Consider the following 16,630-nt stretch of genomic DNA (forward strand, 5'->3'; position numbering starts at 1 on the left):
ACACATGAGTGAAGGATACATCCTCAACGCGTTGCAGACGCCGGCGCTGCTACGGCCGGTGTACGAAGCAGTACAGAACGGAAACGAAACTCAGTCGACGATCACAGCGGAAACTGGCCTCGACGACGACGCAGTCCAGCAGGCGACGACCGGCCTCCGGTACGTTCGGCTACTGGGCCAGGAGGACGGTGACTACTACGTCGTCGACCCGCCGTGGGCCATCGATGACCCGTCGCTTTCGTTTCGGATGGCCATCCTCCACAACCTCACCCAGGAGTGTACTCCTGGTGACTGGGGAACCCAGGCCGTCGTCCTCCTGAACTACCAGTACCTCCTCCAGCACGACGTCCAGTACTTCGTCACCGACGACGAGGTGCTCTACGATTCGATCAACGACTGGCACCGGACGGAGAAGAACTACGTCCCGACGTCGCAGAACGGGGAAATCGACCTCAACAAGAACAAGTTCGTCAACTGGGCACGCATCGTCTCGTACCTCGGACTGGTCCACAAGGCGCGCGGTCGCGAACACACGGTCTACCCCGACCCAGCCATCGTGGCGACCTCGATCGAGCTAGCTGTCGACGAGCTCGGCGCCGACGGCCGGGTCGGTATCACCGACTATCTCGGCTGGCTTCGGTCGAACCTCTTCCCGGTGGAACAGACGGCAGACGGTGACGTGCCCGCACCGCTGGCCCGTGTCCTGTACGAACTCGTCCGTGACGGTCGACTCCGGCTGGTTGAGTTCGGCGACGCCGGCACGGTCTCACTCGCCCGGACGCCGCGGCGTGATGGCATCGCCCCCGAGGCGAACACGATCGAGGTGGTGGCGGAATGAGCAACGCCGTCCAGCCACCTTCTGTTGACAGTCTGTGCCCGCATCTGGTGGACGTCGACGACCGGACGCTCCAGCAGCTCTTCAGCAAGGTCGCGGCAGTCCGTTCGCAGAACCGGGAGCTCTTCGACTTCACCCATCGCCGCATCGACGTCTATCGACGGACAGCAGGTCAGATGGAGGTCGTCTCGGAGGACGACGTCTACGACGAGTTCGAGGACGGTCGGATGAAGAACTTCGCCGTCGTCATCGAAGGCGAAGTCGGAACCGGGAAATCGGAGCTGTGTGCCTACCTGGCCCATCGGCTCCGGGACGACGGCCGACCGTTGCTTCACGTGGACAAGGAAGACGACCTGATGTCGTTGCTCAGCGAACGGATTCCCGAGTTCTACGAGGACCAGTTCGGGGAGGAGATGCCGGGCGCGGCGGACTTCAAACAGCTCCGGGACGACATCGCGTCCATCCCGCAGGTGGTCGCGACGAGCGCCGTCTCCAACACGATTCTCAACCTCGGGCAGCGCGGGTACGACGTCTCCATCACGGACGACCAGGCCGACGATATCGCGGAGTTCATCCGCGACAAGCTACAGCTGCTGGTCGAGGGTGGCCAGTACGCCACGGAGGTGACGTTCGTCACTGAACCGGAGTATCGACAGCACGAGTTCCTGCAGATATTCTCCGAGACACCGGTGGAAGAGGCGGTCGAGACGTACAACGAAGAGCTCTGGCGAGTCGTCCGCGACCGGTACGACACGGCGTCGCTCTCTGACGTCCTCAAGCGCGTCGGTGGGGAGTTCACCGACACGCGCCCGGTCATCGTCTTCGAAGACTTCTCGATTACGGCGATGGAGGCCGCGAAACTGTCCAGATTCATCGAGAGCGACTCGACGGAGAACACCTGGGACTTCATCGTCGCCGGGACGCGCGATTCCACCGGCCCGCTCCACACGCAGACCGCCGAAGACCGCTACGAGTTCTACCAGACCAACGAGACCAATTCCCAGAGCGTCCTCTTCCTGGACGAGGAAAGCGCGGTCGACTTCGCCAGACCGTACCTCGGGTACTTCAAGTCCTTCGACGATAGCGTCCGGTACGACCCCGAGACCGACCCGGGAACGTTCGACCTGCTCCCTGCTCCAGAGGGATCACGGTGTGCAAATTGCGGATTCTGCGACGAGGGCTTTCGCGACCTCTTCCCGTTCAACGAGCCGTTCCTCCGCCGGGTGTACCTCGGACTCGACGAAGAACGCCGCTCTCCGCGGGAGTACATCATGACCGTCTTCGACGTCCTGAGTGACTACTACTCGGGCAAGATTTCGGCCCCGTCGGACGCCGACGCGCTCAAGCCACTGGTGAACCGCATCTCCGTCGCCGACGTCGTTTACGAGGAGGCAGAAGCGTTCTCGCACCTCGCCCGGTGGTACGGTCGTCTCGACGACGCCGACGACACGATCGAAATCGACAGACCGTTCGCGGAAGCGTTCGGACTCGTCGGGACCGGAGATGGAACCGCGGAACTTCCCGGTCCTATCGAAGCGACCACCGACACCATCGTCGTCCCGTCGTCGGACGTCGCCGGCCACGGTAGGACGACTGGACGAGGCGGTGACGGTGGGGACGGTGGAGACGACGGTGGAGATGGAGGAACAGGCGGGTCTCCCACACAGACAGACCCGGTCGATGACGAGTTCGACGACAAGGCACCACTCCTGGAGTCGTGGCTGAACGCACCAGGGAAGTTCGCGGAGATAACCGTCTACCTGAAGCGGGGACTGGAAGACGCGATCGAACGACTGACCGACGGACACGCACTGTACGAGGGGACAGACCTCGAGTACAACCTCAGCAGCCAGAAACGACCGTTCGTGTTCTCGATCACCGAAGAACAGCCCGACGAGGACCAGATCAGCATCGACCCCGCCGAGTTCAGGCTCTCCGACCTGCGCAGTGTCCTCCGGTTCGGGATCGAACGCGAGGAAACGCCCCGGAGTGCCGACTACGAGGGACTGCTCGAAGCCTGTGGGACCCAGCTCACTGGGTATGCCCGTGCCTGGCGAACCAAGGTCCGACAGCGAAACCTGGAGGGTGAGAACATCCTCTACAAGAAACGGGCGAGGCACGACTTCGCGGACTTCGTCCTCGCGACGTACAGCTACGTCGTCCTGCTCGACTCGCCCTGGCGCTTCGTCACGGCCGAGTCAGTCGCTGACAGGTTTGGCGACGGCGAGTACGCCGTCGACGACGGAATCGATGCCTGGCTCCAGGAGAACCTCGACCACGAGGAGTACGGCGCCCTCTGTGATATCGTGGACGCCGGCGCCGAGTTCGAAGCGATGGTCGGTGAACTGTTCGGTATCAGCGGATCGGACCTCGACCGCCTCCGGGTCCGCCGCTGGTTCGACCGCCATTCTCCACGAGCCGTGCTTCGCTTACTCGGCCGGGGACAGATAGGCAACATCAGTTCCCGGGTGCGATTCAGCCGTGGAGCGAAACTCCGCATGCTGGCGAACACGGCGTACGATACCCGGAGTGCACTCGACGAACTCGAGCACCGGTACCAGCGCGACGTCGTCGACGACGTCACCGAGAACCTCGCCGACGTCCAGATCGAAGACGTGCGAGACACAGTCTCAAAGCTGGATACGTACGACGTGAGTCCGGACCTGATGGAGCCGCTCAAGCAGTTCGTACAACTGGAGCAGGCGGCGCTCGACGAGATGACGGCCGCGGCGGACACCGCATCGGACGTGTACGGGCGAGAGGCGTTCAACGCGATACAGGGGACTGTGGCGAGCATCAAGATCGCGAATGCGACGCCCTACGAACGGTATCAGGCCATTCAGCTCGATACCGGTGATGGGCCGGGAAGTATCGGCGAGGCGTTCACGGAGGTGGCAACCCACTATGTCGAGTAACTCATCGGAGAAAGGGGGAGCGGAACGATTCGAAGACCGGCTTTCGGCCATGTACGACCGTTACCGGCGCCAGCACCTCGAAGACGAACTCGACGAACTCGCCGCGACGATGGAGGCATCCCTGCTCCAGCAGGAACTCGCCGAGAGCTTCTTCGACGAATCCATCGACATCGACGCGGACATCAAGGCTGCTGTCGAGTCGACGGTGGACAAGCTCGACGACGAGCAGTACGACGCCGTCGCGGCCGATCTCGACGACCTCGCCGCACAGATCCAGCGTGCGGAGACACAGATCGCCAACCGGATCCAGCAACTCCGGATCGAGCGCCAGGATACGGCGACGGCGATGCGACGGCTGAACGAGCGAGTCGAACGAACCGACGGGGCGCAACTGGAGGCGCTGGAGTCCTTACTTCAGGACTGGAACTGGAAAGCGGAAATCTACGACGACTCCCACGAGTCGTTCGAAGCTCGGCGCCAGGCGGCTGCCGAGTACGGCGACAATATGAAGTTCATCTTCGAATCGCTCAAAGACGAGTTGTTCGGGGTGTACGAGGACACCGAACTCCGGCCGCTCGTCGACAAACTGCTCGACGACGACCGGTTAGACCTGGGCGCCCTGTCGACAGAAGAACGCCGCCAGCTCGCCGAATCCGACCTCGCCGATTACATCGAGTTGAAGCTCTCGTAGGTCAGTCGTCCGCGACGACGGCCTGTTTCTCCTGGAGCAACTCCTTCACTTCCAGAATCTCGATGTAGTGGCTTCCGTCCTTCACGTACGTCAGTGCGTCGTCGTCGAGTGCGAGTTCTACCTCACCGCCGATGTAGCCCGATCGAGCGAATTCCTCGAGGACCGTCGGGTCGCCGACGTCCCAGCAGAGGAGCAAGTCGACGTTCGACAGGGGAATCTCCTCCTCGAAGTGCTCGGTCGCCTGGAGATGGACCGCGGCATTCCGTAGTTTCCCGGACTGGCGCACGATCGCGTGGACGTCGGAGTTCGGCTCGAAGTCCTCGACGGTGACATCGAGTGCGCGGTCACCACTGGCAACCCGCTGGAGGGTGAGCAGCAGTTCGGCCCGGTTCGACGGGGTGGGGATATCCCGACTGTCGACGGTTTCACGCCGGTCCGTGAGCGTCGATTGCTGTGACTCCGCGCGTCGCTGTAACTCCCCCTCGCGCCGTGTTACCAGGTAGTCTTTGAACCACGGGTCCTGGGTCACTTTCGAGAGGTAGAACTCGACTTCCTCGGCGATCGCCCGATAGACGGGACTGGCCTTGTTCCGGATCGTCTCGCGGTTGGCCGAGAGTTCGAAGTCCTGGCAGTTGACCACGAAGAAGAAGTGGATGAACTCGTTGTCGTGGGAGATCGCTTCGTTGAGACGCTCGACTTTGATGTGGTCCTTGGCGAACCAGACGCCGAACTGGGCAGAGTGTCGACCATAGGTGGGGAACTCGTTTCGGGTCTCCTTACCGCCAACGACGCCGACGATCTGAATCGTCGTCGACCCCCCGTCGTAGTCGACTTCGAGTTCTCGTGCCGGGTAGTGCTTGCACATCCGTGCAGCCGGGAACTCACCGTCACTGGGCTCGCGTTGTTCGCTCGGCAGTTCCAGTTTGTTCGTCGTTGTCAGCTGATCCATCGAGTCGTCGATTTCCTCGTCCAGGTCGACCGTGATGTCCATCTCCTGGAAGTCGTCGTCGAAGAGGTACGCCGTCGACCCGGCGATGGTCTTCCACTTCAGGTAGTGTTCGATCTTGTTGTAGGTGAGCGACTCCGGGTCGAAGCCTTGCCCGGACCTGAAGTTCTGGATCTTGATGAGCGTACCAGGATTCTCGGCGCGGGTCGGCTGCTCGGTCAGCTCGTACTCCGGGAGTTCTCGCCGATTCAGCTTTGCCCACGGCGACTCCATCACCGCTCGCCGGTTGGTCCCGTCCTTGGCGGTGTTGACCTCGATCGCGTCGCTCTTGTAGAAAATCTTCGTACCGTGGCCCTTGTAGCCGATCGAGTCCGTCTTTCGTGAGTTGCCCAGATCGAAGAAAGACTCCAGGTCTCGTTCGTTCATCCCGTCGCCGTCGTCCTCGATGACGATGTCCGACCCGTGTGGTCGCGTTCGGATGCGGATGTCGACGGTTGTCGCGTTGGCGTCGTACGCGTTGGACAGCGATTCACGGATGACTTCGAGCGGGTCCTCGAAGTCGCTGGCGATCTCGAGAAACTCGTTTACCTTGTTGACTTTTGGTTCCTTTCTCATTAGAAGTACCCTCCGAGCGCGTCGTTGACGACCTGGTGTGCGTACTGGCGAATCCGTTTGTCACGGGCGACGTTCGATTCGATGTACTCGATCAGCGGTTCGGTCCGTCCCGTCTGGATACAGCGACGGATCTCACGCACCTCCCGCATATGGATGATGAGGTTGTGCATGGCGACCGGTCCGATCTCGTCCTTCCGGTACTCGGTTCCTTCCTTCCGCATCATTCCGACGAGCGTGTCGTTGTTACAGACCGGACAGTCACACGTCGAGAAGTCGACGTCGTCGACCGGTTCCGCCTCCATGAGCGACCGGCTGTACTTGCCGTTGATCGCGTGATACATGTACGTCATCGAATCGAACGAGTCGGCGCCGAGCGCGGCGAGCAACGGAATCGCTCGGCTGGAGATTCCGAGGACGTGGAGTGGCCGCCCCTCGAATCCCCAGTCTCGCATTATCTGTCGGCAGTCGGTGACGGCCGTGATGAGCGCGTCACGGTTGTCCTTCTTCGGGACGAGGCTGCCGAGGGCCACGCCGTCGAACGTCTCCTGGAGGACCTCGAGTGGGACGGCGTCCGTGATTTCGTCGAGGAAGGCGTCCATCATCGAGTAGTTGTACCCGTGGAGTGTGAGGTACCGGGCTCCCCCGAAGTCGGACGAAAGATCGACGAACTCGGCGATGTTGGCCCCGGTCTTGCGTGCCTTCTCGATTCGCGTGTCGTAGTCGTCGTCGGGTGCGATCGGGTGGTCGAGATTGACGATGATGTCCGCGCCCATCTTCTGTTGCATCTCGTAGATCGTTCGCTGGTCGATCTCGACCTCGAAGTCGCTCCCGTCGATTTCGTCGCTGTTGAGGAACTTGAACCCGCCCGAGTCGAGAAACAGCATTGCGGAGAGAGGCTCGAAGATATCACGCTCCTTGATCGGGACGGAGAGGTAGTCCTCGTAGCGCTCCCGGGAGATGTTGTAATCGGTCAGGGAGGCCACGGACGTCATGACGCCGTCGAAGTACTCGCTGTACTCCTCCCCGCCGACTCGATCTGCACCGATGAGGCACTCTTTGACGGTCCGGTGGACGCCGCCACCGAACACGCTCCGTTCCATCCCGCCCGCGTAGAAGTTCAACACCGGGAACAGCGTCGGCGTCTCGACCGTCGCGTTCGGTGTCGTCAACCGACCAGCGCGTGCCTGCCCGGCAGTCGCATTGACCGTATAGGTTACCTGGTTAGTAGTCGCTGGTTGCATTAGCTCCCCTCGATTCGGGCCGCGTCCTTTCCTCTGACAAATCGCTTCAGGGCCTGTCCCTTCTTGCCGAGGCCGTCGCCATCAATATACTGAACCGGGATGGGGATGGACTCGTCCTCGATGGCCTGCTGGTAGGTCTTTCCGGCGTTGACGACGATGGTGTCGTACCCCCCGGTAGCGACGCGTTCAGCCAGCGCATCGGTCACTTCCGGACGGAGTTCGGCAGCGCGGGCACGGTCCATTCGCCGGTCGTACACCTCGATTTCCTCGTTCCTGTCGAGAATCCCATACTTCGCGGACAGAATACAGACGTCGAGCCAGTCGACGAACGCCCCGTCATCTATCGCCTTCTTGAGTATTTTGTAGTAGTACCCGGAGTAGATATCGAACGCAGGGCCAGGGCTACGAGCCTGGTTTTTGGACTTTGAACAGGACTGTACGAGCAGCGTCGACATAGGCCTCCGTAGTCCCCCCGAGACCTTTAATGTTCGGACTATCGAAATTCACTCCCCAACTGGGGACGCGATAGCAGCAACAACTGTATTCATCACTGGCAAGACAAGGGTTAAGGCGTCCCATCAGATACCATATAGCAATCGCTACGCTTCTCGAATGAGATATATTGATCGGAATACTGATAGAAAACGCGTTCCCGACGACGTGGGCCCGCTTCTCCGGGGGATGCTAGCTAATCGACAGATCAGGTACGAGGGCCAGGACGAACCGCCGTTCGTGACGGACGCGCTCAAGTACGAGCGGGAACCGCAGGCCAGACGCCAGACGAGCGAGTACACGGACGGGAACCCGTTCGTCGAGTCGATTATCGACGTGTTCGGATTCGACCCGCTCGACTTCCAGGTCAACAGCTGGGAGACGGTCGATTACCTCGACGAGCAACGCCACGCTGACGGTGAGAGCAAGGCGGCCGTGTTCTCGGCACCGACGGGGTTCGGCAAGACCGAAGCCTTCCTCGGTCCGCTCTATCAGCTGCTCCGCGAGGATCGACAGGAATCCATCGCGATCGTCTATCCACGCCGGGCGCTGCTACAGGACCAGCTCGGGCGAATCCTCGAACACATCCACACCATCAAGACGGACCACGACGACACGCTCTCGGTCGGTTGCTACGTGGGGAACATGCCCTGGGAACGGTCGGACGTGGGGAACAAGGGCTTCTTCGAATCGACGGGTGGGAGACCCCGGTTCACGCTCTGTAACTGCTGGTGTGGGGAGGACGGGGAGTCCCACTCGTTCCGTCTCCACGGGACCAGCGAGTCCTACGTCCTCCGCTGTGAGAACGACCCCTCCCACGAGTTCACCGACCGCGAGCTGATCCTGTCACGGAAAGACCTCGCCCTGAACGGGAACGCGGACATCGTCCTCACCACGCTGGAATCCCTCGAGAACTTCGCCCACAAGCCACACTACTCGCTCGTCGACCGCTTCGACACGATCGTCCTCGACGAGGTCCACCTCTACACCGGCCTCCGTGGCGCACACGCGGCGAAGGTCATCCAGAACGTCGACGACATTTCCGACGACCCGCTGCTGTGGCTCGGGTCGAGCGCGACCATCGACGACCCCAAGCGCTTCGGCGGACAGATATTCGGCCGGTCTCCGGCAGACGTCGAGACGACGAGCCCGCCGCCGTCCGACTACGACGACGACCACGACGACTTCGAGCACTACTACTTCATGCTCGCTCCCGAGGACGGGCCCGGCGTCTCCTCGATGGCGCTCCAGCAATCGATGCTCCTGGGGCACACGATGCTCGAAGACGGGGAGGGACGACGGAGCAAACAACTCTCCTTCATCGACAGCATCTCCCAGATCAACCAGCAACGGGTCCAGCTCGACGACGCCGACCGCAAGAACGAGCTGTGGCAGTTCCACCGCGACAACGACGAGGAGGACTGGGACGGCGTCGCGTCGGACATGGACCACCGGTTCATCGACGAACCACTGTCGCTCATGTCGGTGTATTCTGAACAGGGGTTCGACAGCGAGACGGCCGCGAACAGCGATATCCTCCTCTCGACGAACTTCCTCGAGGTGGGCATCGACGTCGGGGACATCAAGATCATCACGCAACACCGGACGCCGTGGAACCTGTCGTCGTTCCTGCAGCGCGCCGGCCGGGCAGCCCGGAAACCGGGAATGGATTCACACATCGCGGTGTACCTGTCGAACCTCACCGGCGACGCAAACATGTTCTACCGGGCCGACCGGTTCCTCGGCTCCGACATCCGGACCCCGCTCAACACGGACAACCGCGTCGTCGAGTGGATGCACGACCGGTTCAATCGGTACTACGACCACGTCTCGTGGCTCGACGACCAGTTTATCCGGTTCGACGAACACAGGACGTTCCTCGAACGGTACCTGCAGACGGATCTGGGATACGACAGCTTCTACGAGATGCTCGTGGACCCACGATCCTTCTTCGAGGAGGAGTTCGGGATCGACGTCCCGAGTGAACCCATGCTCTCGAAGCCAGTCGTCGCCGACGTGCAGGACGCACTCGACTCGTACCTCGAGGCCCAGCACGAGACCGTGGCAGACGTCGAGGAGTACTTCGGAATGGAAGACGGGGAGATCGTCCGCGGGACTGACGCCGTCGGCCAGTACGTCCTCGAAGTCCAGGAACAGACGCTCCTCGTCATCAAGACCTTCGACGGACAGGTCTCCGGCTACGAACAACGGCTAGCGTCACGGGGTGGCAGTGGCTACGAGGACCTCGTCCAGGAACTGAACCAGCAGCTGGCCGAGGCGAAGAACCGCGCCCAGGTCGTTCCCTCCGGCGGGACGCACGACGTCGTCACCCACTTCTCGTCGCTACTGGCCGACCTGTTCGGTCTCACTGGGAAGCTGATGCAGTTGCGCAACCGGGTGAACAGCGTCGTCGACGAGGCGATCGCCCCGGTCAACCAGGGCCGTCTCGCGGACCTGAACGACGCCGTCACCCAGCTCGAAACGCTCAGCGAAGACGAGCGCATCGAGGACTACTATCGCCTCGAAAAGCAGGTCCACTACGTCCGGGAGACGCTCGACCAGTACGCCTCGTATCTCGACGGCAGCGACAAACCGTACAACTCGCTGTACAAGATCAAGGACCTCCTGCGGGCTGCCTACTACTTCGACCTCTACCTGCAGACCGAGGGCCGCCAGCTCGACGACGAAGTGTGGTTCGTCCCGCCGAGCTACTTCGACAGCTCCGGACAGTTCGTCTCCGTCTTCCGCGAAGACCAGCAGACGGACCGCCCGGAGGAGTCGATCGATTCGGTCGTGACGACCTACGCTCCGTACCGGTCGGAGTACCAGTCGCAGTCCGGGGTGATGCACGCGTTCCTGCCGAAGACGACCGTGACCGACGACGGCGTTGTCATGGACTACAAGGCCGACGTCACCGGCGAGAAGCACGAGGACGTCCTCGTGCCTGACACCCTCCAGCTCTCGGAGATGACGGACATCTCGGAGGAGAAGGCCCTCGAGATGGTCCAGTACTGTCCGGTGTGTTTCCAGGTTATCCCGGGCAATCTGGATCGGTGCCTCCGTCACGAGGAGCGCGAGTACGGGAAGATCCACTCCGAACCACACGTCGACACGTCGGTCATCGAGCGGACGCCAGTCGAATCGACGGGCGACCTGACGCTCGCCGACCTCGAAGCGAAGGTGTCACTGGAGAGCGTGACCCTGGAGATTACGCCTGGGAAATTCTACGGTCCCGACATCGGCGTCTCCTATGACAAGGACCAGGACCGGTTCACCCAGGAACTGGAGAGCCCCGAGATGCCGCTCGGGTTCACGACGCGAACACGCGGACTCGTCTACGATCTCACCCCGTTTCTCGACGGACTCGAGGAGAACGTCGGCGAGTACGTGCGACGATACAAGGACCTCGAAACGGGCGACCTCGAACATCTCGCCTACCACACGGCAGCCCACTTCTTCCTCCAGCTGGTCGCGGACATCAGTAGCGTCAACAGCCAGCGCGTCTTCTACGGCTTCGACCAGGACGAGGGTGAAGTGTACGTCTTCGAGCGGACAGAGGGCGGCCAGGGAATCGTCGACCTCGTCTACGACGAACTCGACACCGATCCGGGCAGCGTCCTGGAGTCGATAAACCGGCTGGCCTACAACGAGCAGGTGATCAGCGAACGCCTCTGGGCGTCCAGTGAATTCGTGGCCGATTTGCCGACCGCTACCACCGACACCGAGTCCATCCGGCCGATCATCGAGTCACATCTCGGAGTTCCCTTCGAGACAGTCGTCGACCGAGTGACCGAGGAGATTATCTCGACCATCGACCGTGCCCAGCAGTTCGCCACCGACGAGGATATCTCGACTGGCGACGCGTACAGCCTCAAGCACGTCGTCGCGAGTGCACAGGTCGCCGGTGAGGAGTTCCCGGCAGACGCAATCGCCACCCACGAGACGTCGCTCTCCGACGTCGACCGGGTCGAAACGGCGTTCCACTCGCCGGACATCGACGGTTGCGTCGAGAACCTGCACCTCACGGAGTGCATCGAAGCCGGTGACCAGAGTGAGACGCTCAGCTACGTCGTGCTCGAGGCCCTCCGGGCGCACCTGACGGAGTCCGTTCCCACTGAGGAGGCCACCGAAACGATGTTCGACCGCGAACGACCGCCAGGGGGTGAGATCGATGGTACGAGCGTTTTCCTTGACTTCTGACAGCCTGGGGTACTTCATCGGGTACACGCTCTTGCACGCCCGACGGGTCGTCATCGTCTCGCCGTGGCTGGGCAACGTCGACCTGCGGTTTCCGGTGAACGACCACCTCGAGAGCCGCCACACGAGTATGCTCGACGCGATCGACGCGCTGCCCGACACGGAGGTGACGCTCGTCATCCGCGAAGGGGAGCAGTACAACGACTTCGTACGCGACCGCTTGCCGGACGAGGTGACGCTCATCGAACTCGACGACCTCCACGCCAAGGTTGTCGTCTGCGACGAGTTCGCCTACCTGGGCTCCGCGAACATCACGAGGGGCGGGCTGACCGTCAACCGGGAGGTGTGCGAGATAATCGAGAACGAGTACGACGACGCCTTCGACTACGTGAGTGCGGAGCTCGACATCTCGGTACCCCGGTCGGATTCCTGATCCCGCTCCGTCTTCGTAGCGCCAGCCCAGGACCGTCTCACCACCCACGTACAGACGATCCATCGAACAGCGCCACTCGCCCCTCGAAAACCGGGCCGGGAGCGGCAACTATCCACCACCCAGACTCCGGCGCTTCCCCGCCCCGGTTACGCACCCGCCGACGTGCGTCGTGAGTCAGACGCCGCCGCGGGCGAGTCGTTTTCGCTTCTCGCGGTCCTCGTCGGAACTGTCGTTCCGGGAGTCGGCTTCGAGCTGTTCACCGCTACGGTCGCGCTTGATTTTCGCCATCTGTGGATCAACCCTGGTTCGCCCTCGCCGGGAGGGCACTGCACCCAGAGAACCGATCCCCCTTAAATCGATAATATCGACCGGTCCGCTCAGTCGCCCTGACCCGCTGGTGTCGTTCCCGCGAGCACGTGCTCCGGGAGCTGAATCTGCAGAGTCCACGCGGGGCCCTGCTCCTCGGTGAGCAACTCGTTGATCCGTGCCTCGTTCTGGATGATGTGGTCGCTGTCCCGGGTGACGAGGACACCGGAGCCGCCGTCGGCAGTCCAGGCGGCGGCGTCCGTGACGATTTTCGTGTCCGCGTCGTGGTTCAGGACGCCGTCCATGGCGAATCGCAGTTCGAGGGGCGGGATGGGATCAATCGTCTGGTCGGCGAGCAGTGATTCGAGGTACTCGACGCGACGCCCTGCCGCCCGGACGAAGGTCCGAAGGTCACGGAGAATCTCGCGTCGGTCACCCCGACCAGCGAGGTCCATCTGCAGGTTCCGGACGTGCTTCGCGTCGTTCCGCGCGAAGTAGACGTGCCTGTCGCCCGGGTCGTACTCTTCGATGTCGGCGTCCAGTTCCACGAGGTAGTCGACCATGTCCTCGTAGATGTCGCGGCGCCGCTCGGAGACCGCCCGCAGCTCATCGACGACGGACTCACTGACGACGACCGTCACCGACTCCGATTCGATCAGTTCGGTCTCGTCGGTACGTTCCCACTCGCGTTGAACGAAAGAGAGCAGGATACACGTGTCGGCGAACACCTCGCGTGCTGCCGGGGGACTGTGATCCGTGCTCATTCGATGTAATTGTCTGCGAGCGAGGTGATCGTCTCGGTCACGTCGTCGTCCGGCGGGCTGTAATCGGTGTAGTCGGGTATCAGTCCGGCCTGTGCGAGTTCTCGTTCGAACCGGTCGGCCTCCTGTTGCAGTTCGTCCTCGAAGTCTGCGAGTCGGTCCGTTCGCTCCGCTCGGAGCGACTCAACCGACGGCCCCGTCGCGGTCTCGCGAGAGATGTGGAGACACGGGAATCGCCAGACGTAGTAGAAGAAGAAGTCCTGCATCGACTGCACGGTGGCCACGTGCCCGGGTTCGAGGTCATCCGGTGAGCGGGTGGCCAGCATCAACAGTCCGTCCTCGATGAGGTCGGTTCCACGGACGAAGCCATCGAACGTCGACTGGAGTTCCTCAGAGGACTGGATAGAACAGTGAAGGTCCGAGATGTCGAGGCCGACATCGTCGACGAGTTCGTCGAGTGACTGCGTGGGTTGCTCGCCCTCGGTAATGGCTTTCACGACCGTTTCGACGTCGTGCAACCGCGTCCGGAGGTGCGTACTCTGGACGTAGAGGTCGCGATAGGCCGCGGGCGCGTGTTCGAGATAGAAGTTCTGGAGGAATCGCATCGTACGCTGGTACCACACGTCCGGGAGCGTCGCCTCGTAAAAATCGACAACGTCCGCGCGCCGGTCGCCGAGCCGGTCCGGTGACGGGTCAGTCTCGCCGGCGCTCTCGGGGGAGAAGAGTATCGGATCGAGAGTCTCGTCGTCCGCGGGGGAAGCCACTGAGTCGAGAAGGTCGTCGAAGCCGTCAGTCGCTGCCGCCGCCGAATCCGTGTCGCTGGGCGCTGCCGACTCGTCCGCATCGAGAGATGGCCCCGACGGTCCCGTGACGTCGTCGAACGAGGACCGCAGTCCAGCCGGCGTCGCCCCGTCGCCGGGCACGACCGCTCCGGCCAGGTACCAGCTGTGGGTGACCGGGAGGTCGAACTCGTCGATCGCGAGGTAGAGCAGCTTCTGTAGCTTGGTCTTGCTCGCGTAGGCAGGGTCGACGTCGTCCTGCCGACGCATCGCCTCGGCGATGCAGTCCAGCAGCTCGTCGACGAGCGCGCGTTCGGCGGCCGAGAGGTGTCCCATCTATTCGAGCCTCGGGGGAGTGTTAGGTCTAGAAGGACCGCTCGACGTTATATATCTTCATGGCTGTCGAGGTCAGGTAGTCGGTACGAAGCGAGGATATCAGTACGATTCAAGGCGACCCACGCGGACGTGTCGGTGTGTCCCCACCGATCAACGTCGCGTTCTGGACGACGTTCTACGAGACTGCCGAAGACCCCGACCGGACGTATCACGACGTCCTCGCCGGGACGGACGACGTCGTCGAGCGTGCGGCCCAGCTCTGGGACTGGAAGGACCTCAGCCGAGGTGTGGACTTCTCGGGTGTTCGGCCAGTGCTGGAATCTGGAGTTCTCGAACCGCTCCTCGAAGAAGAACCCGCGGACGCTGTCGAGACGCTCGGCAGTGAACTCGTCGACGCGGGGGCGCTCTCGAACGCGACAGTAGTGACGCCAGCGTTCCTCCTTCATCTCGCGGCGAGCGACCCCGATGCGTACTCGGCCAGCTTCCCCCTCTTCGACGTCCGGGTCTGGACGGCCTTCGTCTTCCTCACGGGTCGACGGTCGGGGACGGACACGCTTCCAGTGGGTGCGACCACGTCGGCGACGAAGTTCGGCGAGTACGTCGCGTTCTTCGAGCGCACGCTTCCCGATGGAATGGCAGGACGACGATACGAACGGGCACTGTTCCGGTTCGGGTCCTACATCAGCGGCCTCCCGGAAGAACAGGTAGGAGAGATCGCCGCACATCTCGACGACCTCGAGGGCGCGATCGACGGATACGCCCGCGATACAGACCGGTATCTCACGTCTCACTGACTGTGGTGCTATCGTAGTCCGTGGCCATCAGTCGAGTTATCGATTTAAGTGGGGACATCTCTCTGGACGCGTGAACGTCGGAATCGCCCATGCTCACCGATTGCACCACCGGAACAGCTAACATGGATCCGTGATATAGATCAGGTAGCTACGACCCGGCGGGAGACCGCTGGCCCGGATTGTTGGCACCGCCGTCAAAACTAACTCGCGTTCGCGTGGCCGTTCCTCGGCTGCTGTCCAGTACCGACAGGTCTCGGACAGCCCAGTCGGACTCGTCCGAGCAGCTGCGCGACGCACAGTTTTCCCAATCCATGTCCTCAGGCCAACAGTCCGTAGCGTGGCGTGTCGCATCCGAACGCACTTCGACCGACGAGCCGTCGGTCGTCGACGGCGAGGAGTCGTCGGCGAACGACTTCGATACCACGGCCGCCTGTGCCGAATGTGGTGCGCAGTCGTTCGCCCGGAGTGCCGCCAGCGAGTGGTACTGTGAAGCGTGTGGCGCCGTCCACACCGGGGCCGAAATCGAGTTCAGTGAACCCGGCTGGAAACCCCAGGAGGACCGCCGTACCGGCCCAGCCGTGTCCGTCTCGCGGGTAAGCGTCGGCACCAGGATTGGGGATGGTAGTGGCGCAGGAACCGGGTTCTGGGCCCGGTTCAACAACCGTCTCGACCACGCCGACGAGACACTCCGCCACGGGCTCCGTGAACTGCGGGCGCTTGCGACGTCGCTCGAAGCCACCGACTCCCTCGTCGATCAGGCAGCCTACCTGTTCCGCCAGGTCGCCGACGACGGCTTGCTCGTCGGCCACTCCATCGAGGCCATGGCCGCCGCCTGCGTCCACGTGACGGCGCGCGAGGACTACAACCCGTTCCCGCTGAAACAGATCGCCGACGCCTCACCGGTGGCGCTCGACGCTATCAGGAGCGCCGTGAGCAAACTCGTCCGCGAATACGACCGCCAGGTCGCGCCACCGCTCCCGAGTGCCTTCATCGCGCGATTTGCGTCGGAGACGTCGCTCCCGACGGCGGTCCGTCAGCGAGCGTCCGAACTCGCCGACGCAGTGATCGACGACGGCGCCCACGTCGGCCAGAGTCCGACGGGAATCGCTGCCGCCATTCTGTACGGCGCCGCACGGGAACACGGCGTCGAGGTGACCCAGTCGGAGCTGGCCGACGTCGCGTACGTGAGCGTGGTGACGCTCTCGCGTCACTGGCAGACGGTGCAAACCTACATCGAGGACGAGTAACTCCAGTCCGAACTTCCGTCCTCGGCCGGTCTCTGGCTGGTG

The 16,630-nt window shown here is 62.5% G+C and carries 12 protein-coding genes; 7 read left to right on the plus strand and 5 right to left on the minus strand.

Annotation, left to right across the window (positions count from 1 at the left end):
* Positions 1 to 4: 4 nt before the first annotated feature.
* The 3 genes from BM337_RS08400 to BM337_RS08410 are packed head-to-tail and all read left to right on the plus strand — an operon-like array spanning position 5 to position 4,441.
* The gene (locus BM337_RS08400; protein ID WP_089815937.1) at positions 5 to 838 is read left to right on the plus strand and encodes a hypothetical protein; all 834 of its coding nucleotides are present in this window, start codon (positions 5 to 7) and stop codon (positions 836 to 838) included.
* Positions 835 to 3,750, plus strand: a complete 2,916-nt coding sequence (locus BM337_RS08405; RefSeq protein ID WP_218155537.1) for a hypothetical protein — start codon at positions 835 to 837, stop codon at positions 3,748 to 3,750. Before BM337_RS08400 ends, BM337_RS08405 begins: the two co-directional genes overlap by 4 nt.
* Before the next feature lie 49 nt (positions 3,751 to 3,799).
* Positions 3,800 to 4,441 carry a hypothetical protein gene (locus tag BM337_RS08410; protein WP_089815939.1) on the plus strand — a complete coding sequence of 214 codons (642 nt, stop codon included), beginning with the start codon at positions 3,800 to 3,802 and terminating at the stop codon, positions 4,439 to 4,441.
* A gap of 1 nt (position 4,442) precedes the next feature.
* Here the strand turns inward: BM337_RS08410 and BM337_RS08415 are convergent, their stop codons facing one another.
* Genes BM337_RS08415 through BM337_RS08425 form a run of 3 tightly spaced genes read right to left on the minus strand, consistent with a single transcriptional unit; the run spans position 4,443 to position 7,698 of the window.
* Positions 4,443 to 6,002, minus strand: coding sequence for an ATP-binding protein (locus BM337_RS08415; RefSeq protein WP_089815940.1), 1,560 nt, complete (start codon positions 6,000 to 6,002; stop codon positions 4,443 to 4,445).
* Positions 6,002 to 7,243, minus strand: coding sequence for a tRNA-guanine transglycosylase (locus BM337_RS08420; protein WP_218155538.1), 1,242 nt, complete (start codon positions 7,241 to 7,243; stop codon positions 6,002 to 6,004). The genes BM337_RS08415 and BM337_RS08420 overlap by 1 nt, the downstream gene beginning before the upstream one ends.
* Complete coding sequence (locus tag BM337_RS08425; protein WP_089815942.1) at positions 7,243 to 7,698, minus strand: DUF6884 domain-containing protein; 456 nt, start codon at positions 7,696 to 7,698, stop codon at positions 7,243 to 7,245. Before BM337_RS08425 ends, BM337_RS08420 begins: the two co-directional genes overlap by 1 nt.
* 226 nt (positions 7,699 to 7,924) lie before the next feature.
* Between BM337_RS08425 and BM337_RS08430 the strand changes: the two genes are divergently transcribed.
* Positions 7,925 to 11,935, plus strand: coding sequence for a DEAD/DEAH box helicase (locus BM337_RS08430; protein WP_177227349.1), 4,011 nt, complete (start codon positions 7,925 to 7,927; stop codon positions 11,933 to 11,935).
* The gene (locus BM337_RS08435) at positions 11,925 to 12,365 is read left to right on the plus strand and encodes a phospholipase D-like domain-containing protein (protein WP_089815946.1); all 441 of its coding nucleotides are present in this window, start codon (positions 11,925 to 11,927) and stop codon (positions 12,363 to 12,365) included. Before BM337_RS08430 ends, BM337_RS08435 begins: the two co-directional genes overlap by 11 nt.
* 377 nt (positions 12,366 to 12,742) lie before the next feature.
* Here BM337_RS08435 and BM337_RS08440 read toward each other — a convergent pair whose 3' ends face one another.
* Together BM337_RS08440 and BM337_RS08445 are read right to left on the minus strand one after the other, a co-directional pair.
* On the minus strand, positions 12,743 to 13,435 hold the full coding sequence (locus tag BM337_RS08440) for a DUF8169 family protein (RefSeq protein WP_143117666.1): 693 nt from the start codon (positions 13,433 to 13,435) through the stop codon (positions 12,743 to 12,745).
* Positions 13,432 to 14,547 (minus strand): DUF8098 family protein, encoded by a 1,116-nt coding sequence (locus tag BM337_RS08445; protein WP_089815950.1) that lies wholly within the window; start codon positions 14,545 to 14,547, stop codon positions 13,432 to 13,434. Before BM337_RS08445 ends, BM337_RS08440 begins: the two co-directional genes overlap by 4 nt.
* Positions 14,548 to 14,684: 137 nt before the next feature.
* Between BM337_RS08445 and BM337_RS08450 the strand changes: the two genes are divergently transcribed.
* Both BM337_RS08450 and BM337_RS08455 read left to right on the plus strand, forming a co-directional pair.
* On the plus strand, positions 14,685 to 15,341 hold the full coding sequence (locus tag BM337_RS08450) for a hypothetical protein (protein ID WP_089815952.1): 657 nt from the start codon (positions 14,685 to 14,687) through the stop codon (positions 15,339 to 15,341).
* Between the two features lie 311 nt (positions 15,342 to 15,652).
* On the plus strand, positions 15,653 to 16,588 hold the full coding sequence (locus BM337_RS08455; RefSeq protein ID WP_089815954.1) for a transcription initiation factor IIB: 936 nt from the start codon (positions 15,653 to 15,655) through the stop codon (positions 16,586 to 16,588).
* Positions 16,589 to 16,630: the final 42 nt, after the last annotated feature.

Origin of the sequence: Halomicrobium zhouii (assembly GCF_900114435.1) — an archaeon.
GTDB classification, from domain to species: domain Archaea; phylum Halobacteriota; class Halobacteria; order Halobacteriales; family Haloarculaceae; genus Halomicrobium; species Halomicrobium zhouii.

Excerpts from the sequence above, each read along its gene's own strand:
- BM337_RS08400 (WP_089815937.1), top strand. The coding sequence starts at position 5 with ATGAGTGAAGGATACATCCTCAACGCGTTGCAGACGCCGGCGCTGCTA.
- BM337_RS08405 (WP_218155537.1), top strand. The coding sequence starts at position 835 with ATGAGCAACGCCGTCCAGCCACCTTCTGTTGACAGTCTGTGCCCGCAT.
- BM337_RS08410 (WP_089815939.1), top strand. The coding sequence starts at position 3,800 with ATGTACGACCGTTACCGGCGCCAGCACCTCGAAGACGAACTCGACGAA.
- BM337_RS08415 (WP_089815940.1), bottom strand. The coding sequence starts at position 6,002 with ATGAGAAAGGAACCAAAAGTCAACAAGGTAAACGAGTTTCTCGAGATC.
- BM337_RS08420 (WP_218155538.1), bottom strand. The coding sequence starts at position 7,243 with ATGCAACCAGCGACTACTAACCAGGTAACCTATACGGTCAATGCGACT.
- BM337_RS08425 (WP_089815942.1), bottom strand. The coding sequence starts at position 7,698 with ATGTCGACGCTGCTCGTACAGTCCTGTTCAAAGTCCAAAAACCAGGCT.
- BM337_RS08430 (WP_177227349.1), top strand. The coding sequence starts at position 7,925 with ATGCTAGCTAATCGACAGATCAGGTACGAGGGCCAGGACGAACCGCCG.
- BM337_RS08440 (WP_143117666.1), bottom strand. The coding sequence starts at position 13,435 with ATGAGCACGGATCACAGTCCCCCGGCAGCACGCGAGGTGTTCGCCGAC.
- BM337_RS08445 (WP_089815950.1), bottom strand. The coding sequence starts at position 14,547 with ATGGGACACCTCTCGGCCGCCGAACGCGCGCTCGTCGACGAGCTGCTG.
- BM337_RS08455 (WP_089815954.1), top strand. The coding sequence starts at position 15,653 with ATGTCCTCAGGCCAACAGTCCGTAGCGTGGCGTGTCGCATCCGAACGC.